Source organism: Paraburkholderia tuberum STM678 (assembly GCF_902833905.1).
Classification (GTDB): domain Bacteria; phylum Pseudomonadota; class Gammaproteobacteria; order Burkholderiales; family Burkholderiaceae; genus Paraburkholderia; species Paraburkholderia tuberum.
Map to the genome: position 1 here is coordinate 135,890 of NZ_CADFGP010000005.1, position 19,440 is coordinate 155,329.

Annotated in this window: 18 protein-coding genes and 2 pseudogenes; 11 read left to right on the forward strand and 9 right to left on the reverse strand. The window is 63.3% G+C overall.

The annotated features are described in order from the left end of the window. The first annotated feature begins 60 nt into the window (after positions 1 to 60). The 4 genes from HWY30_RS05855 to HWY30_RS05870 all read left to right on the forward strand — a co-directional run bounded on the left by HWY30_RS05855 (position 61) and on the right by HWY30_RS05870 (position 3,226). Positions 61 to 441: a cupin domain-containing protein gene (locus HWY30_RS05855; RefSeq protein ID WP_244144799.1), complete on the forward strand. Its 381-nt coding sequence runs from the start codon at positions 61 to 63 to the stop codon at positions 439 to 441. A 10-nt stretch (positions 442 to 451) separates the two neighbouring features. Beyond that, positions 452 to 1,354 carry a shikimate dehydrogenase family protein gene (locus HWY30_RS05860; RefSeq protein ID WP_244144800.1) on the forward strand — a complete coding sequence of 301 codons (903 nt, stop codon included), beginning with the start codon at positions 452 to 454 and terminating at the stop codon, positions 1,352 to 1,354. 172 nt (positions 1,355 to 1,526) lie between these two features. After that, positions 1,527 to 2,546: a Gfo/Idh/MocA family protein gene (locus HWY30_RS05865; protein ID WP_090805080.1), complete on the forward strand. Its 1,020-nt coding sequence runs from the start codon at positions 1,527 to 1,529 to the stop codon at positions 2,544 to 2,546. A gap of 29 nt (positions 2,547 to 2,575) precedes the next feature. Then, a complete protein-coding gene (locus tag HWY30_RS05870) occupies positions 2,576 to 3,226 on the forward strand; it encodes an alpha/beta fold hydrolase (protein ID WP_341809926.1) in 651 nt (216 codons plus the stop codon). 160 nt (positions 3,227 to 3,386) lie between these two features. Here HWY30_RS05870 and HWY30_RS05875 read toward each other — a convergent pair whose 3' ends face one another. Then, complete coding sequence (locus HWY30_RS05875; protein ID WP_090805082.1) at positions 3,387 to 4,199, reverse strand: IclR family transcriptional regulator; 813 nt, start codon at positions 4,197 to 4,199, stop codon at positions 3,387 to 3,389. A gap of 86 nt (positions 4,200 to 4,285) precedes the next feature. On the opposite strand from HWY30_RS05875, the gene HWY30_RS05880 reads away from it, so the two are divergent. The 6 genes and pseudogenes from HWY30_RS05880 to HWY30_RS05905 all read left to right on the forward strand — a co-directional run bounded on the left by HWY30_RS05880 (position 4,286) and on the right by HWY30_RS05905 (position 8,072). Then, a complete protein-coding gene (locus tag HWY30_RS05880) occupies positions 4,286 to 4,669 on the forward strand; it encodes a Gfo/Idh/MocA family oxidoreductase (protein ID WP_090805085.1) in 384 nt (127 codons plus the stop codon). A 44-nt stretch (positions 4,670 to 4,713) separates the two neighbouring features. Next, the gene (locus HWY30_RS05885; protein WP_425199357.1) at positions 4,714 to 5,124 is read left to right on the forward strand and encodes a hypothetical protein; all 411 of its coding nucleotides are present in this window, start codon (positions 4,714 to 4,716) and stop codon (positions 5,122 to 5,124) included. A gap of 179 nt (positions 5,125 to 5,303) precedes the next feature. Beyond that, positions 5,304 to 5,435, forward strand: a pseudogene (locus HWY30_RS05890) (ATP-binding protein); the annotation flags it as partial. Positions 5,436 to 5,913: 478 nt separating this feature from the next. Further along, on the forward strand, positions 5,914 to 6,606 hold the full coding sequence (locus HWY30_RS05895) for an NnrU family protein (RefSeq protein WP_090805090.1): 693 nt from the start codon (positions 5,914 to 5,916) through the stop codon (positions 6,604 to 6,606). Positions 6,607 to 6,759: 153 nt separating this feature from the next. Then, positions 6,760 to 7,467, forward strand: a complete 708-nt coding sequence (locus tag HWY30_RS05900) for an SDR family NAD(P)-dependent oxidoreductase (RefSeq protein ID WP_090805093.1) — start codon at positions 6,760 to 6,762, stop codon at positions 7,465 to 7,467. 140 nt (positions 7,468 to 7,607) lie between these two features. Then, positions 7,608 to 8,072, forward strand: a complete 465-nt coding sequence (locus HWY30_RS05905; RefSeq protein WP_090805791.1) for a RidA family protein — start codon at positions 7,608 to 7,610, stop codon at positions 8,070 to 8,072. A gap of 68 nt (positions 8,073 to 8,140) precedes the next feature. Here HWY30_RS05905 and HWY30_RS42880 read toward each other — a convergent pair. The 8 genes and pseudogenes from HWY30_RS42880 to HWY30_RS05940 form a co-directional block, all read right to left on the reverse strand. Continuing rightward, positions 8,141 to 8,326, reverse strand: a pseudogene (locus HWY30_RS42880) (biosynthetic-type acetolactate synthase large subunit); the annotation flags it as partial. A gap of 121 nt (positions 8,327 to 8,447) precedes the next feature. Continuing rightward, entirely contained in the window at positions 8,448 to 8,648 is a 201-nt protein-coding gene (locus tag HWY30_RS05910) for a hypothetical protein (RefSeq protein ID WP_090805095.1), read from the reverse strand. 48 nt (positions 8,649 to 8,696) lie between these two features. After that, positions 8,697 to 9,926, reverse strand: coding sequence for an MFS transporter (locus HWY30_RS05915; RefSeq protein ID WP_090805793.1), 1,230 nt, complete (start codon positions 9,924 to 9,926; stop codon positions 8,697 to 8,699). A gap of 92 nt (positions 9,927 to 10,018) precedes the next feature. After that, positions 10,019 to 11,542 (reverse strand): efflux transporter outer membrane subunit, encoded by a 1,524-nt coding sequence (locus HWY30_RS05920; RefSeq protein WP_090805098.1) that lies wholly within the window; start codon positions 11,540 to 11,542, stop codon positions 10,019 to 10,021. Next, positions 11,539 to 12,615 carry an HlyD family secretion protein gene (locus tag HWY30_RS05925; protein ID WP_090805101.1) on the reverse strand — a complete coding sequence of 359 codons (1,077 nt, stop codon included), beginning with the start codon at positions 12,613 to 12,615 and terminating at the stop codon, positions 11,539 to 11,541. The genes HWY30_RS05920 and HWY30_RS05925 overlap by 4 nt, the downstream gene beginning before the upstream one ends. A gap of 12 nt (positions 12,616 to 12,627) precedes the next feature. Next, positions 12,628 to 14,100 carry an MFS transporter gene (locus HWY30_RS05930; RefSeq protein WP_244144810.1) on the reverse strand — a complete coding sequence of 491 codons (1,473 nt, stop codon included), beginning with the start codon at positions 14,098 to 14,100 and terminating at the stop codon, positions 12,628 to 12,630. A gap of 483 nt (positions 14,101 to 14,583) precedes the next feature. Further along, a complete protein-coding gene (gene mug, locus HWY30_RS05935; protein ID WP_090805103.1) occupies positions 14,584 to 15,165 on the reverse strand; it encodes a G/U mismatch-specific DNA glycosylase in 582 nt (193 codons plus the stop codon). After that, positions 15,152 to 16,123: a GlxA family transcriptional regulator gene (locus tag HWY30_RS05940; protein ID WP_090805106.1), complete on the reverse strand. Its 972-nt coding sequence runs from the start codon at positions 16,121 to 16,123 to the stop codon at positions 15,152 to 15,154. Before HWY30_RS05940 ends, mug begins: the two co-directional genes overlap by 14 nt. A gap of 418 nt (positions 16,124 to 16,541) precedes the next feature. Here HWY30_RS05940 and HWY30_RS05945 point away from each other — a divergent pair, with 418 nt between their 5' ends. Next, the gene (locus HWY30_RS05945) at positions 16,542 to 19,439 is read left to right on the forward strand and encodes a 2-oxoglutarate dehydrogenase E1 component (protein ID WP_090805109.1); all 2,898 of its coding nucleotides are present in this window, start codon (positions 16,542 to 16,544) and stop codon (positions 19,437 to 19,439) included. Position 19,440 lies beyond the last annotated feature (1 nt).

Here is a 19,440-nt window from a genome sequence, read left to right on the forward strand (position 1 = left end):
GGTACGCCACGTTACGATGGCCCGCGCGAACTCGCGCAATCCCTGACTCCGTTCGCACGTGTGAGCGCATCCGCAGCGGTCTGGAACAAGGAAGGGCTGCGCGCGGACTCCGAGTATCGCGACCTCGGACTCGCCGCGGTGACCAACGGTCGCATCGGCGCCAAGCACATTCGCGCGCTGACCCCGTTCACCGATGCCACGGGCTGGCATTGGCACGACATGACTGCGCACTATCTGTATGTGCTGCGCGGATCGGTGACGTTCCGTTTCGCCGGCGTCGAGGGCGATGTGACTCTCAACGCCGGGGACGACCTCTCGCAACCCGCCGGCGTTCCGCACAATGTGATCTGGCGCTCCGATGACCTTGAAGTCATCGAGATTAACGAGCCCGCTGTCTACGGAACATGGGATCTCGCCGAAGCCCCGGCACCCTGGAAGTGAGCAGTAAGCTATGACTGCACCTTCCGTCAACATCGGACATGAGGCCGCAATGCATCCACATATCACGGGAAGAACGCGACTTTACGGGTTAGTGGGCGATCCGCTGACGGCAGCCAGGTCGCCGCAACTGCTGAACCAGCTTTTTATCGAACAGCGCGCGGACGCGGTCTGCGTTCCGTTTTGGGTCAAGGCGGAAGACCTGTCCGCATTCGTCGCCGGCGCACGAGCGTTACGCAATCTTTCCGGCCTGCTGGTCACAATGCCTCATAAGCAACGGATGCTGGATTTTGTCGACGAACTCCATCCCACTGCTTCCAGGGTCGGCGCACTCAACGTGATACGTTGCAACGAAGATGGACGCTGGGTCGGCGCCATATTCGATGGCGTGGGCTGTGTGCTTGGCATGCAATGGGAAGGCAATCAACCGGCGAATAAGTCCGTTCTTCTCGTCGGTGCCGGAGGCGCGGGCAGGGCTATCGCATTTGCAGTCGCGGCGGCGGGCGCCCGAACGTTAACCATATTCGACGTCGACGAGCAGCGGGCTGGCGAGCTCGCGGAATCCGTTGCTGCCGAAACCGGTTGCATCACGCATTCCGGACCTCCCGACCCGCACGGTTTCGAAGTCGTGATCAATGCCACACCGCTCGGCATGAACGCGAATGACGCCATGCCGGTAAATCCCGAGCGGCTCGCACCCGGCACCATCGTCGTAGACATCATCAATGCGCCAGAGCCGACGCAGCTTCGCCGCGCCGCGCATGCGCGCGGCTGTCGTACCCAGGACGGGGGGCCGATGCATGAAGGGCAGGCAGTGCATGCCCTACGCTTCCTTGGGTTCGATTACCACCTTGCTGGCAGGTCAGCACCAGACGACGGCGTGCTTTTCGCGCCTGCAACGAACGCAAGTCGTTAATGCCCTAACGCCTCTGGGAAAGTGCCCGGAATCGACAGTTTTACCAGTTTGAATGGAGGGAAGATGCGATGAACAGTTTCAACGTTTCCACATTGGTATGTGCGGCCAGCTTTAATGCGCGCATCGCGCAAGCACGGAGTCGATTCGTCGACGGTGCGAAGGGAGAACACGCATGAAAGTCGCATTGCTGGAGGCCAGCCATTGGCATGTCCCACTCTATCTCGATGCGCTTGAGGCGCCCAGTATCCAGGTGGTAGCCGTTTCAGATGCGGAGCAAGTAAAAGGACAGGCAATTGCCGCGCGCTTTGGGAGCACGTTGTACTCGTCGGCGTATGAGTTGCTCGAGCGCGAGGATGTCGATTTCGCGTTTGTGTTTGGGCGGCATTCCGAAATGCCGACGCTCGCGGAGGCGGTGATCGAACGAAAAATTCCGTTCGCGCTGGAGAAACCCTGCGGCGTAAACATGTCGCAGGTCACGCGGCTGCGCAAACTGACCGAGGAAGCCAATCTTTATTGCGCCGTACCGTTGATCTTCCGGATGAGCGAGTTGCTCGGCGCACTGGAAGATGCGGAGGATTGCATACCGTCGGACTTTAACTACATGTCTTTCCGTTTCATTGTAGGTGCGCCTGGTCGTTACGAAGCTGCAGGCGCAGGTTGGGCACTCGATCCTGTGTTTTCCGGAGGCGGATCCACGATCAATGTCGCAACCCACTTCATCGATCTCTTCAGATTACTGACCGGCAAAGAAGTCGCGCGAGTCTCCGCCACCATGAACTCCCGAACGCATCGAGGCGCCGTCGAGGACTACTCGTTGCTGACAATGCAAACCGAAGACGGCGTGATCGGGCTCGTGGAGACCGGATACAGCTTTCCCAGTACTCAAGACGAGCAGCGCGAATTCTCCTTCACCCTTTCATCCGATCGCATGTACGCAAAATCGGGCCCCGACCGGATCGAGATTCGGGACCGGAACAATCTTGCCGCCGGCACTCGCAGTCGCCGTCTCCAGTTAGAGACCGACATTTACTACCCACTGTTCGTCAAGCGAGTGCTTGGTGAATGCCGCACAGGTGCAAGGCCGATCGCGTCCTTGCGCGACGCCGAGGCGATGATGCAGGTCATGGATGCGGCCTACGCTTCTGCTCGGCAGGGGGGTGCGCTTCAGACTCTTGAACCGATTTCCGGGTAATCCAGGCCATCGGATTGCGTCGCACGCCTATGCCGCTAACGAGATGTTGCAATTTGGCCGATTATCCTGCACCGAAGGAAGGCGACTGGATCGCGCGAGACTTCCGTTTCCACACCGGGGAGGTGATGCCGGAGGTGCGGCTACACTACCGAACCATCGGCGACCCGTCCGGCGAGCCGGTCCTGGTCCTGCACGGCACGACGGGCACAGGCGCCAGCATGCTGACGCCCGCGTTCGCGGGAGAGCTGTTCGGGCCCGGACAGCCGCTTGATGCCAACAATTATTTCATCGTCCTCCCGGACGGAATTGGAGCCGGCGGATCGTCCAGGCCGTCGGACGGGCTGCGCACGCGGTTCCCGGCTTACAACTACGACGACATGGTGCTCGCGCAGTACAGGCTCCTGACCGAGGGCCTGGGCATCAGGCACTTGCGCCTGCTGATCGGCAACTCGATGGGCGGCATGCACGCGTGGATCTGGGCGGCGCGATATCCGGACTTCATGGACGCGCTGGTGCCAATGGCGTCGCAACCGACCGAGATGTCGGGCCGCAACTGGATGCTGCGCCGCATGCTCACCGAGATGGTCCGCGACGACCCGGAGTACCTGGATGGCAATTACGCCAGCCCGCCCCGCTCCTTGCGGGACGAATGGAAGCGTCCGCTCCGCAGTCCGAAATGAACTCCGGTGCGATCATTGAATGTCGGCGGCCTTGGGGCCCAAGACTATCGTTCAAGCCGATTCCCGGTTGTAAGTCTGCGAATATGGGTGAACCCTTTTGGCGTCGTCGGACACGAGTATTGCCCGAGTCGCTCGAGAGCCTGAGCTGCGCCCGGCGCGTTCATGCCGCCTCACTCACATCCGCACCGACGCTCTGGCGCGGCCATACGGCACCCAGCTTCGCGGACGCTTGCTGCAATAGCGCGTAAAAGGCCTCGTAACGCTCCGGCTGAAGCCGTGTGACCGGCCCGGCAATGCTCATGGTGCCGACCACCGCACCGTCAGGCAGCGCGCGCACCAGCACCGCCAATGCGACGACACCCGGCTCGGCCTCTTCGACGACAAGGCCATAGCCACGCTGCCTGGTCCGCTCCAACTCCGGAATCAGCTGCTCGACGCTGGTAATGGCCTTCGGCGTCCATGCGCCCGCGGCGGACGCTTTTCCGAGTCCACCACGCAGGGCGTATTCGATCGCCTGGTCGTTCGGCATTCCAGCCAGCCACGCCTTGCCAACCGATGTGGCATGCAAGACGATGGGACTATGCATGGACGGCGAATACATCAGGCCCGGTGCCGCGCCCTGGGACGCTGCCAGCCACGCGAGTGTTCCTTCGTTGACCACCGTCAGCCGGACCAGCTCGCGGCACTGACCCGCGACCTCATCGAGGATCGGCTGCACCAGACCCGGCAGACCAAGCCCATGCAGGTACCGCTGACCGAGCAGGGACAGCTTCAAGGTCAGACGGTACTGGGAGGTCTGTTCATCCTGTTCCGCCCAGCCCTGCTCGCACAGTTGCGCGAGTACGCGATGCGCGGGGCCCTTCTCCAGCCCGAGTTCGGCGGCGATATCGGAGATGCGCATCCAGCGCGCCTCACGTGCGAGCAACTCGATCGCCTGTAGCGACCGATCAACTGCACCCTTGACAACTCTCATAATTGACGCAACATGATTCTTAATGGAACGGTGTTACACACCATAGACAACCAACACCGGAAAGTCAATCAAAACGGAGACGAGTGATGAAACTGAACACCCCGCTTGAGCCCCACGGCAAGCGCCACTCGGAGACGGCGGAACTCGCCGAGCGGCTGATTACCCGCGGCATTCCGTTTCTCATCGAGAAGCCTTGCGGGCTCAATCTCCCGGAGGTCCGCCGGGTCCGGCAACTCTCGGAGAAGCACGGCGTGTACGTCAGTGTTCCCTTCATCATGCGCGTGAGCGATCTGGCTGCCCGTCTTTTGCCCGCGAATGGATTTACGCCGGAGGGATTCCAGCATCTCGCGTTCAGGTTCATCGTTGGCCCGATAGCTCGGTATGAGCGCGGCGGGTGCAGCTGGATGCTGGATAAACGGCACGCAGGTGGAGGGTCCATGTTGAATGTCAGGGGCATTTCATTGACCTGATCTCATCCCTCACAAACAGCCCCATCACCCACGTCTCGGCGCAGATGCGAACGTATCGACATGATGTGACCGTCGAGGAGCAAGCCGTGTTCACGTGCCGAAACGCTGCGGGACAAATCGGCGTGGTTGAAACGGGTTACCTGTATCCATCAACAGCGGAGGATCAGCGAGACTTCGCGTTTTCCATCTCGCATACCTCCTCCTACGTCCGGGGTTATGCCGACCAGCTTTACATCAAAGCGCGGGGCCAACAGCAAGGGCGCGCCACGAAGGTGGAGTACAACACGGACGAGTTTTATTCGGTGTTCTTAAAGCGCAGCTGGGCCGATCTGGCGAATGGTTGTCCTCCCGTTGCAGGGTTGCGGGAGGCCGAGCATGCGATCGCTGTCGTCGAGGCAGGATACCGCTCTGTCGCCAACGGCGGCGCACCAGAACCGGTCGACAATGCCTTCTAGGTCCGTTGCCGCCTAACGGCTCTACCCGCCGCTACGCCTTGCGACGAGTTGTTGTGCGAGTCAAATTTCAACGCAGACCTGAACTCCGCCGCCAAGGGGCCGCTCTTCGCCGCTTGCGGAAGACCGCACCACGCGCGCCCGCCATCCGCCGCAACAGCGGCTAGAGAGCTTCCGCGCTTCACACAATCGCCAAACGGTACGAAACCGGCAGTCTCATAATGACCAACCTGCGGTTCGGCAAGTCGGACTGGACCTTCGCCGACGCGGCAACGCTCACGGCGGTGCTTCTCGATCGGCTGCTTCATAACGCGGATCAGCGGAATCAGACCGGCATGCAGGAAATCGGCCGGCATCTTGTCGACCAGACGCGAACGGCCCTGTGCAAGCGGCTCGACCGCGCTCGAGATAGCACCAGCTGCGTTCCCGGAGCATTGATTCAGTCGCAATCGTTTGGCGTCCCTAATACTCGGATGCGTTGACGCTATGCAGACTACGAGCCTCGCCTCTCGACATTTGCCCATCCTGAACCTCTCGACGGATGCGATTGTTCTGGTTGGCAAGACGGTTGTTCACTTCGACGCGCCGGGGATGGTTGGCGGCCCATTGCCCCGCTTGCGATCGATGCGATGGCGAGTGTCCCGGCCATTGCGACGACGACACTGCCAATCAAGGTTTTGCGGCGCGCGGCAATCGAAACTCGCGAAGCGATCGCTGCATTTGTTGGCGCGCGAAGTAGTATTCTCGCAATGCACGCGGTCGACCGATCATCTGACTTGAGGAGCCGGGCCAATGGAAAGCATCGACACACTCGTCGTGGCGGCATTCGCTTTTGTCGGCAGCCACTTTCTCCTGTCCCATCCGCTGCGGGCGGGTATGGTCCGGGCAATCGGCGAACGGGGTGCGATGGGCGTCTATTCGCTGATTGCGATACTGACGTTCGGCTGGATGGTCGTGGCTTACGACAGGACGCCCGTCTCCGCGCCGCTATGGCCGGCAGGCAATGCGCTGTGGGCGGTTGTGACCGTGCTCATGCTGATCGCGTCGATCCTTCTGATGGGCTCCCTGATCCGCAACCCGGCGTTGCCCACCGGCGGCCGGCCCACCGCGTTTCCCGACGCGGCGCGCGGCGTGTACGCAGTGACCCGTCACCCGATGATGTGGTCGTTCGCGCTTTGGGGACTGTGCCATATCGCCGTGTTCCCGGTCACCCGGAACATCGTGCTTGCCGGGGCGATCATCATCCTCGCGCTGGTCGGTGCCGCGCTACAGGACCGCAAGAAACGGCGGCTGCAACCCGATCTGTGGCCCGCATGGGAATCGAAGACGAGCTATCTGCCGTTCGCGGCGATCGCCGCCAACCGCGCGCGGCTGGGTGGGTTCGGCATGCACGCGCTGGCGGGCGGCGTCGTTTTCTGGCTCGTCGCGACCTGGGCGCATATCCCGCTCTCCGGTTGGCCCGCGGGCATCTGGCGCTGGCTCTAGCCGCACGGTTCCACGAGATTTGTTCTCGTGGCGCAAGACTCTTTGTCCACGGTGTGTGTTCGAATTCGCGGCGGATGCGCCTACAGTGCCCTCCATCGGGTCCATCGATTCGAACGGCCAGCAGGCCGGATCAATCACACTGTGAGACAAACCATGAGCACTTCCAAAGTCGTCATCGTCACCGGCGCATCGCAAGGCATCGGCGCTGAAACCGTCAAAGCCTTCCGCGCGCAGGGGCATCGTGTCGTCGCCACGGCTCGTTCCATCGCACCGGCCGTCGAGGCCGACTATGTCGCCGTGGCCGGCGACATCGGCGACGCCGCTAGCGCCCGCCGCGTCGTCGACGCTGCCGTCGAGCACTTCGGACGTGTCGATACGCTCGTCAACAACGCGGGAATCTTCATCGCGAAGCCGTTCACGCAGTACACCGCCGAAGACTACGCGGCGATCCTGAACGTCAACCTGAACGGCTTCTTTTACATTACCCAGTACGCGATCGACGCGATGCAGAAGCACGGCAGCGGTCACGTGGTCAGCATTACCACGACGCTCGCCGAAAAGGCGAACAGCAAGGTTCCGTCGGTGCTCGCGTCGTTGACGAAGGGCGGCCTGAATGCCGCGACGCGTTCGCTCGCCATCGAATATGCGCGCGCCGGTATCCGCGCCAACGCGGTGTCGCCCGGCATCATCAAGTCGCCGATGCATCCCGCCGAATCACACGCGACGCTCGCCGGGATGCACCCGGTCGGGCGCATGGGCGACATGAGCGACATCGTCAATGCGATCCTCTATCTCGACTCCGCACCGTTCGTGACCGGCGAGATCCTGCATGTGGACGGCGGCCAGAGCGCAGGCCAGTAAATGGTCTGGCGTCACCCGCACTCGCCCGGCAAGCCGATCCACACCCGCACCCATGACGCGATTGATCGTCAGTGCGGGTGTCCGCACATTGCGCGCATGATCTGATTCGCGCGCTCGACGCCACACTCAAGGAGCCCACCATGTCCGTCCAACAGAAACTCGCAGAACTCGGTCTCGAACTGCCCTCGCCTCCGCAGCCGCTGGGCAGCTATACGGCTGTCAGCGAAGCCGGAAACCTGCTTTTCATCTCGGGACAGGTGCCGCTGTCCGACGGCAAAATGGTCTATTCCGGGCGTGTCGGCGAGAACCTGACGCTCGAAGAGGGCCGCAAGGCTGCCCAACTCGCGGCGCTCAACGTACTCGCGCAGATCTCGCGTCATCTCGGCGGTTTCGAGCGCCTGCATCACATCGTTCGCGTCGAGGGGCACGTCAGTTCCGCCGATGGATTCTACGGGCAGCCTGCCGTGGTCGACGGCGCTTCGGATCTGTTCGCCGCCGTGCTCGGCGACAAAGCGGGACATGCGCGTTCAGCGTTCTCGCATAGCCAGGGTCCCGCCGACGCCGCTGTCGTGATCGTCGTCATCGCCGAAATCCTGCCCGCCTGATCGACGCGCGCCAGGCGTGACGCACGCCCTTCCCGCTTGGCGGCGCGGGCCTCGAAACGCCTCCAAACGTGCTTGCCGCCAGCCTCCCGCTGATCGCGAGACGGGATGAAAGGCCCGGTGATCATCTCCGCATAGCTTTGTCCCGGCCCGACCATGGGAAACACATCGGCGTTCTGGTCGATCATGACTTCGAGGAACGCCGGTCCGGCGAATTCGATGAACGCCCTGAGTTTCTGTTCCAGTTCAGCGAGCGATTCGTCGGCGCGGCGGTCGGTTACGACGAAGCGGCTTCGGATGGCGGCGGCAATCGCGCCGCGGCCCATGCCTGGCGTCAGCGATCCGCCCGCCGCGATCCGCGCGCGGGCGTCGTTGGAGTCACCACTCCTCGACGGCCACTTCGTAGTTGTCGTCGTAGAACGCGACGAGAAACTCCTCGGGCATCAGCCACGAGTCGACGCTCACGCTTTGCGTGCCAACGTCGACCTCGACTTTCGCGTCGGGATCGACCGATTTCATCGCATGCTCGAGCTTGGTCACATCATCTGCACGGATTTCAGTTTTCATCGAGAACTTCATGTTTCACCTCCCCAGTCAGCAACGTTCGAACCAGGCGGCGGCTCGCGATCAATCCCGGCTCGCCTGAACCTCGACCACCGTCCCGCGAGGCGTGCCGATCCAGTGAATCGCGGCGGCGAGAATGCCGAGCGCGATACCGAACGCGACGATGCCCGTCCAGCAATAGCGTGTCATCAACCAGCCGCTGACCGTCGCACCGAGCGCACCGCCGAAAAAGGTGGCCGTCATATAAAGACTATTGATGCGGCCCTGCGCTTTCGGATCGACCGCGAACGCGCGGGTCTGGTTCGATACGAGACCGGACTGCACGCCGATATCGAGCACGATCACGCCCACGATCAACAGCGTCAGCGAGTTCGCCGCGCCCGACAGCAGCAGATACGCGAGCGTGACGATGCCGATACTAGCGCCGATCACCTTGCGGAATCCGATGCGATCGGTCGCATTGCCGCCGAGTGAAGCGGCGAACGCGCCGGCCGCGCCGATCACGCCGAAGCCGCCTGCCCATGCACTGCCGAGATGCCACGGTCCGCTCGCGAGAAGCGCGGCGAGATTGACCCAGAACGCATTGAAGCAGGCCCACAGCAAGGCCTGGATCAGCATCGATTCCCGGATCGGCCGATTGTCCCTCGCGAGCGGCCACAGCGAAGCGAGCAGGCGCCCATAGGAGAGATTCGTCGACGGCACGCCGCGCGGCAGCAGGGCCGCGGCCGCGATCCAGACCGGCACCATGAAGGCCGCTTCGGCGACGTACACCGCGCGCCATCCATACGCCGTACCGATCACGCCGGCGATGGTACGGCCGCTCAGGATGCCGACCATGATCCCGCTCACGACGGTGCCGACGTTACGCCCGCGCTCGCTTGGCAACGACATCACGGCGGCGAACGGCACCAGCTGCTGCGGAACGCAGCTCACGATGCCGAGGCCGAACGACGCCGCGACGAGCGCCCAGATGCCGGGCGCGACGGCCGCGGCGACGCCGAACACGCAGGCGAGCGCGATCTGGATCAGCACGAGCTTGCGGCGATCGAACCGGTCGCCGAGCGGCAACAGCAACGCGAGCCCGCTCGAAAAACCGAGCAGTGCCGCGGCGGCGACGAGATCGACGGTCGTCACGTCGACGCGCAGACCCGCGGCGATCAGCGGCAGGATCGGCTGCGTGCAGTAAATGTTGGTGATCACCGCGCCGGCGATGATCGCCATCATGACGATCTTGCCGCGCGATGCGAATGCGGGCGTGGCGGCACTATCGGCTAAGTGGGTTGAGTCGCGCATGACCAGCTCCTTGTTGTTCGTTCGCTCCGGTATTCGCAGCGACATGCCGCGATCCGGGTTCCAGTTTTGAACGGCGAGCGGCCCGTTGCCCGTTATCCGCCGTAGGTCGACTCCCATCCCCCTCCGAGCGCTTTACAGAGCGTGATCAGATTGGTCGCGGCGGTGGCTTTGCTCTTCTGCAGATTGCTCTGCGCTTCGAGCAATTGCCGCTGCACGTTCAGCACGTCGAGATAGTCGAGCGCGCCCGCCTTGTAGCGTTCCCGCGCAACGGCTAGCGCGCGCTCGTTCATGCTGACGGCCGTGGCGAGCCGATCGCGGCGGCGTTGTTCGGCGTCGTAGGTGACGAGCGAATCGTCGACTTCCCGCCACGCGCGTAGCACCGTCTGCCGGTAGACGATTGCGGCTTCCTGTTGTTGTGCTTCACGCAGTTCAAGCGTGCCCTTCAGACGGCCTCCCTCGAATATCGGCAACGAAATCGAAGGCCCAACGACGAACTGCCCGGACGCCCAACTGGCGAGATTCGACAATTGAAGACTCTGAAACCCCGCGCTGCCGTTCAGCGTGATGCGTGGATAGAAATCGGCCTTCGCGACGCCGACGGTCGCGGTTGCAGCATGCAGGTCCGCCTCCGCCTTGCGGATATCGGGCCGGCGCTGCACGAGCTCGGACGGAAAGCCGATCGGCACCTGCGCGGGCAGCACCGGCACCTCGCGCGGTTCGGCAAGCGTCTGCCGCAGCGCACCGGGTTCCTGCCCGAGCAGCAGCCCGATCGCGTTGATGGTGGTCTCGCAGTGCGACTCCAGCGTCGGAATCAGGCTTTCGATGTTTTCCACCTGCGCGGCAGCGTTCGACACGTCGAGATCGGTCGTGACGCCTTCATGCGCGCGAACCCGCGTGAGCTTCAGCACATCGTTGGCGATGTCGAGGTTCTGTGTCGCGATCTGCAGCAGATCCTGCGTGTGGCGCAGCTCGATATAGTCGCGCGCCAGTTCCGCGCGCGCGCTCAACAGCACCGCGTTGCGGTCCTCGTACGAGGCCTGGGACAGCGCGCTCGCCGCTTCGACGCTGCGTCGCACGTGCCCCCACAGATCGATCTCCCACGACGCATCGAACCCGGCCTGATACAGGTTATAGGCGGGCGAGCCCGCCGAGCCCGGCAACGGGGCCACGCCGAGCGGCGCGCTGCCGGAAGCCGATTGCGGCTGACTTTGCGTCGGCGTGACGCCGAGCAGCGACAGGATGCCGTTTTCGCTGCCGCGTTCGCGGTTGTACGAGGCGGCGCCGTCGAGCGTCGGGTATTCGGCGGCGCCGGCAACGCGCCGCTCGGCCCGGCTTTGCAGCAAACGCGCGGAGGCCGCGGCCACGTCGAGGTTGGCGTCGGCCAGTTGCTTTTCCAACTGGTTCAGTACCGGATCGTTGAACAGCGTCCACCAATCCGGACCGAACTGGGCTTCCATCGCCCGGCTCGGCGACTGCGCGGTTTGCGTGCGCTCGAAGACCTGCGGCGTGGCCGTCTGTGGACGTACGAAATCCGGACCCACCGTGCACGCCGTCAGCGCGACACAGGTCAGAAGCGCCGCGACGATCGCGCGCGCAGAGTATTGGCTCGTGTTCATTCTTTTTCCGCTCCCTCGGCCGTCGCTTCGCCACTGTGGCCCACCACGACGTCCGCTTCGACCGAGAGGCCCACACTCAATGCCGATGCACTCGCCTGGCCGCGATCGATCGTGATCTTGACGGGCACCCGCTGCACGACCTTCGTGAAGTTGCCGGTGGCGTTGTCGGGCGCGATCGGCGCAAAGCTGACGCCGGTCGCCGGCGCGAGGCTATCGACACGGCCGCGGATCACTACGCCGGCCAGGCTATCCACCGTCACGCGTACGCTTTCGCCCGGTCGCATATTGCTGATCTGGCTCTCCTGGAAGTTGGCGACCACGTACGCGTCCGACAGCGGCACGATCGCCAGGACCGGTGCGCCGGGCGTCACGAATGCGCCGACCCGCGCCGAACGGCGGCCGACTTTGCCGTCGACGGGCGCGCGTATCTCCGTGTACGAGAGGTTGAGCTTCGCCTGCTCGAGCACCGCCTCGGCGTGTTCCAGCGCGCCCGCGGCCTTGTCGCGCTGCGTGCGCAGCACGTCCAGATTCTGCTCGGTGGCCAGCAAAGCCGCCTGGTCGTGCGACTGCTGCGCAAGCTGCTGAGCGAGCGTGCTCGAAGCGCGTTGTTGTTCCTGCGCCGTCCCCGCGCCGGCGTCGGACAGATTCTGGTAGCGCGACGCGTTGGCCCGCGCAAAACCGGTCGATGCGTCGTCGGCGCGCAGCGTCGCGCGCGCCTGCTCGACCAGTGACGGCTGCCGCGTAATCTCCGCATCGAAGTTCGCCACCGACGCCTTCGCCGCGACCACTTCCGCCTCGGCGCTCATCAACGCCGCGCGAAAGTCGCGGTCATCGATGCGCACGAGCAGTTGGCCCGCTTTCACGTCCTCGTTGTCGTTGACCAGTACGTCCGTGATCTGGCCCGGGACGCGCGGCGCGACGAGCGTGAAGTCTGCGGTGACGTAGGCGTCGTTGGTGGACTCGGTATTCGGGCTCGCGAGCAGCCTCGTACAGCCCCATGCGGCGAGGCCGACGACGCCGATGACCGCGGCAGCACGAAAGATCTTCAATGGGGATGGCATAGTCGATGACATGGGAATCGTTCCTCAATGCGAAGCAGGCGGCGTCGTGCTCCACGGCGGATAGATGCGCACCGGCAGCACTGGAACCAGCAGAAGAAGCGCAACGGCGACACACGCCATCACGCGGTACAGATCGGCGGAAGTCAGAACGACCGCCTGTTCGTGGATCCGGTGCGCGAGCTGACCCAGACCGTAGTCCGCGCCGACGCCCTGGTTCGCCATCAGTGGGCGGTTGCCCAACTGGTCGACCAGCATGCTCGAATGGAAATGCTCGCGCGCGGTCCCCACACTTTCGATGAGCCCGCTCGCCACCGCCGCGGAAAACGTCTTCAGGGAATTGAACATCGCCGAAGCAAACGGACCCTCGGTGGGCGGCAGCCCCGTCGTCACGCCCATCAGGATCGACATGATCACCATCGGCTGCGCGACGATCTGCAACGATTGCAGCAGGTAGAAATTGTCGCGAATCCACTCGGTCGTGATGAAGCTTCCCATCGCGCAGGTCACGAACATCAGCGCGAGACCCGTGGCGATTACCCAGCGGTGATCGGCGCGGCGCGTGTTCAGCAAAGCGGCCGTCAGCGGCAGCGTGATCAACAGCGGCACGGCCAGAAACAACGACAGCGGCGCGGTCTGCAGCGGGCGGTACGTATGGACTATCGCGAGATACTGGGCCGGTATTGCCGCCATGCCCACCAGCAGGATCACGGTGCCGAGCAAGGTCGATAGTGCATGCGTGAAATTCCTGCGCGCAAGCAGTTGAAGCTTGAAAAACGGCACCGGCTGACACCATTCGTTGACGAGAAATGCAACGAGCAGCGGCGCCCCCGCGCCGAACATCACGCGAATGAACCCCGAATCGAACCAGTCGAGACGATCGCCCTGCAAAAGACCGATCACCAGCATCGCGATGGCGGGAAATCCGGTCACGAAGCCGATCCAGTCGAACGAGCGAAACCGCTCGAGCTTCATCGGGTCCGCGGGAAGCCCCCGCTGAATGGCGATGCAGCACAGCACGCCGAGCGGAACGATCTGCCAGAACGCCATGCGCCAGCTGACGAACTCCGTCCACAACGCGGCGAGCGGCGTGCCGAGGGCCGGCCCGAAGGTCGCTGTCAGCGCATAGCCGGCGAGGCCATACAGCTTGAGATTGGGCGGCAGATAGCGCAGCGCCACGATGATCAGCATCGGCGGAAGACTTCCGCCCGCGATTCCCTGCAGGATGCGCAACACGTACAGCGTCGGCAGGTTCGGGGCGAACGGGCACAGCAAGCCGAAGAACATCGTCGCGAGTACGGCGCCGATCGTGAACCGCTTCAGCGTGAACGTGATGCCGAACCACGGCGCAAACACCATCGTCGCGACGTTCGCTGCTTCGAACAGCGAAGTGAGCCAGGTGCCGTCGTCATGTCCGATCAGGAACGCGCCCTGGATATCGGCCAGCGCGGCCGCGGTGACCTGCTCGTTCAGGATCGCCAGCAACGACGCGAACAGCATGCCGACGAGCCCGAGCGCAATACGCCTGGTAAAAGCCAACTGCGCAGGAGCCGTCCGGGGCGGCGCCGCTACCACGCGTACAGGATTGCGTTCCAGCGATCGCGGGATACTCGGCGCTTCCGGTTCAGTCGTCATAGGTTTCACCCGCTCTGGTTTAGTTAGCTCTACTGCCCGACGTGGATAGTCAGCTGTCGGCTCACCGCTCTTCGTTGCTGTTCACCGATTGCTTAATTGTCAGAGATCAGGGCGATTTCTTAAAGCTTCGGCTAGGCGGGTTTTGGGCCATCCAGTACGGAAAATTGGCCAGGCCGTGCTGTGTCGACCGGCTGTGCGCCGCGCGCGCGGCATGGGCGGAAAAGCGTGCATCGTGACGAACCATCGTGGTTCGTCACGGGCCGACCCGCATGGGCTCGGGCAAAAGCGTGAGACGAGGCTTAGCGCGCTGCAACGGCGGCAACGCGCGCGTATGGCGACAACCGCCGTCTAGTCGGGAAGCGCCGGCTCCGCCGCAAACCGGAGCTCACGATAGGCGCTCACGAGTGCATCGAGGCTGAACGTTCGGTTCAGGCCGCTTGGGTTTGGCAGGACCCATGCGCGCGCACCGGCGAAATCGCGGGCTTGCAAGCCCCATTCGATATCACGCTGGCCGGACATTTCGGCGAGCGCCACCTTGCCAAGAAACGCGATGAAGCGCGGCGCGTAGTGTCGAATCTTCAGTTCGAACTGCGCCGCGGCGGCTTGAATCTCCACCTTCGACAGTTGGTCCGCACGAGCCGTGGGACGTAAGACCGCCGTGGTCAGACCATATCCACAATTCAACAACTGCCGGTCGTTCTCGGGGCGAAACACCTCGTCCGTGAAATCGGCGAGATGGAGAACTCTCCAGAACCGGTTGCCCCTGCCTTCAAAATGGTGCCCTGTCGACGCCGCGCGTAATCCCGGGTTGATGCCGCAGAAGAGGATCGACAAGCCGGGCTGAATAATGTCGGGAAGCAATTGCGCCGAATCGTCGTTCGTCAACGACGACACGTCCGCCAGATCCGCGGTGAATTCACTGTTGCGCACTCGCCTCCCCTCGGAATCGCATCCGATATTGCTTCGGCGTGACGTTGAGCCGCCGCGAGAATGTCGTGCGCATGTGCGTGGCGTTGTGAAAGCCACAATTGAACGCGACCGTCTTCAGCGGAGCATCGGTATCCTCGAGCAGTTTTCTCGCCGTATCGACGCGCACCTGCTCGACGAATACCGAGGGCGTCATCTTCGCGTGCTTCGCGAATACCCGCGACAACGTGCGGCGGCTCACCGAGGCCGCGCTCGCAAGCTCCTCGATCGACAGCGTCTCGGTAATATGCTCGCTCACATATCGATAGACCTTGTGGAGGATCGGATCTTCGTCCTTGCCCGCGCCGATATAGGGGCTGTACTGCGACTGCCCGCCTTCGCGCTGGATATACACGACCAGACGCTTCGCGACCCGCACCGCGAGTTCGTGCCCCCAGTCCTCGGCGACGAGCGCCAGACACAGATCGATGCCTGCGGTCACGCCGGCTGACGTGAAAAGCCGTCCGTCGCGAACGAAGATCCTATCCGGCTGCACGTTAGCTTGCGGAAATTCATTGGACAGCCGATTCGCGTCCGACCAGTGCGTCGTGACCTCCTTGCCATCGAGCAGCCCCGCGTGCGCGAGCACGAATGCACCATTGCATACGGAGCCGAAGCGGCTCGCGCTGCGCGCCTGATTCTGCAACCACGTCAGGAATTCATTCGACGGCTGCGCATCGGGCAACTGAGGTCCGCCCGCGACAAGCAGCAGGTCCCATTGAATGTCACGGTCGGCATAGCCAAACGAAACAGCCAGTTGCATGCCATTCGAACAGGTCACGGTGCCCGCTTCGCGTCCGACCAGCGTGACCTCGTAGCGCTGATGCTCGGGAAGAAACGTGTTCGCCTCGGCGAACACATCGAGTGGGCCTGCTACATCCAGCGCCTGCACACCATCGAATACAACAATGGCGACTTTCATGCCGTGACCTTCATGGTGGAAACTATGTTTGCGATGCCGTGGCGCAGCTTACCGCATCATCGGCCGCTGATGCCGTCAGCGCCCGGAAAAACTATTGTGTCTGGGCGTAACAAATCTCTCGCCGCAACGATGCCCGACACGAGGTAAGCCAGCACTGCGCGCGTGGCCCAAAACTTGGACTAGTTGGCAGACGAACGCACCATCCGCGCATTTCCGCCACAGCATCGATTAACTAGACTGTCTACACGACTGCGACTGGGGATATCACCGGGCGTGCCGGGAGGTCTCCCGCCAAGGACGGCGCTTGTGACGCGCGTCGATGCCTGGCTGTTCGGTGGGTGGCTACAAGCAACGATAGTCGTCACTCCATATGTTGCGGCCGGCTCACGGCCGCACAGCGAGCAAGGGCAGATTCATCATGTTGAAGGAACGTCAGAGCTCTTTCCTGTTCGGGGGCAACGCCCCCTACGTCGAAGAGCAATATGAACTTTACCTGGCTGACCCGAATGCGGTCACAGCCGAGTGGCGGACGTGGTTCGACGCATTGCGCGACACCCCCGCCATCGATGGCAGCGATCGTGACGACCAGCCGCACGCACCGGTGATCTCCAGCTTCGTCGATCTGGCTAAACGAACGCCGCGTGCCGTCGTCGCGGCCAGCAACGAAGCCGGTAGCGAGCCCGATAAGCAGGCCAATAAGCAACCCAATAAGCAGGCCAACAAGGAGGCCGCCGACGCGCTGGGCCTCGCGAGAAAGCAGGTGGCGGTGCAAACGCTGATTGCCGCGTTCCGGATGATCGGCACGCGCGTGGCCGATCTCGACCCGCTGGCGTGGACGCCGCCACGCTCCTACGCCGAATTGACGCCGGCCTACTACGGCCTGACGGCCGCCGACATGTCGACCACGTTCAGCACCGCCGACACGTTTCTCTTCGAGGACGACGCGACGCTGAAGGATATCGTTGCCGCGCTCGAGCAAACGTACACCGGCACACTCGGCGCCGAGTTCATGCACCTCGCCGACGCGCAGCAGCGGCGCTGGTGGCAGCTACGGCTCGAATCCTCGCGCGCCACGCCGTCGCTGCAGGCCGCTGAGAAACTGCGGCTGCTGGAGCGTTTGAGCGCAGCCGAAGGGCTCGAAAAACACCTGCACGCGCGCTATGTCGGACAAACGCGCTTCTCGCTCGAAGGCGGCGAGTCGTTGATCGTGCTGCTCGACGAACTGGTCCGGTATGGCGCGTCGAAGAAGCTGCGCGCGCTCGTGATGGGCATGGCGCACCGCGGCCGCCTGAATGTGCTCGTGAATGTCGTCGGCAAGCCGCTGCGCGCGCTGTTCGACGAATTCGACGGCAAGGACGCCGAAAAACTGACGGCCGGCGATGTCAAGTATCACAAGGGCTTTGCCAGTTCGGTCGAGACCGACGCCGGACCGGTCGAGGTGACGCTCGCGTTCAACCCGTCGCATCTGGAAGTCGTCAACCCGGTAGTGCAAGGCATGGCGCGCGCGAAGGCGGATCTCGCCGGCAGCGCCGACGGCGACGACGTGCTGCCGGTCGAAATCCACGGCGACGCGGCGATGAGTGGGCAGGGCGTGGTCATGGAAACGCTGAGCCTTTCCTACACGCGCGGACACGGCACGGGCGGCACCGTCCACGTCGTCGTCAACAACCAGATCGGTTTTACGACTTCCGATCCGCGCGACACGCGTTCGTCGTTCTATACGACGGACGTCGCGAAGATGATCGAGGCGCCGATCCTGCACGTCAATGGCGACGACCCCGAAGCGGTCGCGATGGCGGCGCGGCTCGCCCTCGACTATCGCAGCACGTTCAAACGCAGCGTAGTCATCGATCTCGTTTGCTTTCGCAAGTACGGGCATCAGGAACAGGACACACCCGCCATCACTCAACCGCTGATGTATCGCTCGATCGCGAGTCATCCAGGCGTGAGGACACGTTACGCGAACCGGCTGATCCAGCAAGGCGTGCTGACGGCCGACGAGGCGCAACGCTACGTCAGCACGCGTCGTGAACTTCTCGAGCGCGCGCATGAAACCGTGGGTTCCTATGCTTCGCCGCTGCACGAGGAAGCCGGCAGGCGCTCGCGCTCAGCCGCGCAAACAGGCCCGGCTCGCCACCTCGTCCCGTCGGCCGACGATCTGCGCGGCCTCGCGCAGCGGATCTCGACCGTCCCCGCGGACCTGACGCTGCATCCGCTCGTCAGGAAGATGATGAACGGGCGTCAGGAGATGGCATCCGGAAAACGCCAGCTCGACTGGGGCATGGGCGAACATCTGGCATTCGCATCGTTGCTCGTGGCCGGGATCAGTATCCGACTGAGCGGGCAGGACAGCGCACGCGGGACGTTCAATCACCGGCACGCAGTTCTGCACGATCAGACACGGATAAATCGTCCCGATGGGGTCTATGTTCCACTCGATCATATCGGCGCAACCCAAGGCCGGTTCACCGTGACGAACTCGATTCTCTCCGAGGCCGCCGTGCTGGCATTCGAGTATGGCTATTCGACGGTGAATCGCAATGCGCTGGTGATCTGGGAAGCGCAATTCGGTGATTTCGCCAATGGCGCGCAGGTCGTGATCGACCAGTTCATCGCGGCGGGCGCGGCCAAGTGGGCACAACACAGCGGCCTGACGCTGTTCCTGCCTCACGGGCAGGAAGGCCAGGGCCCCGAGCACGCGTCGGCGAGGCTCGAGCGCTACCTGCAATTGAGTGCCCAAAACAATATGCGGGTTGCGGAACCGACCACGCCCGCGCAACAGTTCCATTTGCTGCTGATGCAGGCCCGCGCCTCTGAACGGCGCCCGCTCGTCGTGATGACGCCCAAGTCGCTGCTGCGCCACCCGGAAGCGACCAGCACGTTCGACGAGTTGAGTCACGGCGAATTCCGCGAGGTTCTGCCGGACACCCAGATCGACGCGTCGCGCGCGACTGATGTGGAGCGTGTGATCGTGACGAGCGGCAAGGTCTACTTCGAATTGCTCGCGCATCGCCGCAGCGCCGGTATGACCGACACCCCGATCATCCGCGTCGAGCAGCTCTATCCGTTTCCGGCGCAACAACTGGCCGCCGAGCTCGCTCGCTATCCGAACCTGAAGAGCGTGGTCTGGTGCCAGGAGCAAGCGCGCAATCAGGGCGCATGGAGTTTCGTCGAGCCGCTGCTACGCGAGATTCTGCCTGCCGGCACGACGCTGCTGTACGCGGGACCTGATGCTTGCGCATCGACCGCGCCGGGATCGCATGCGGCGCATGTGGCGACACAATCCGCGCTCGTGTCGCGAGCGTTCACCGGCTGAG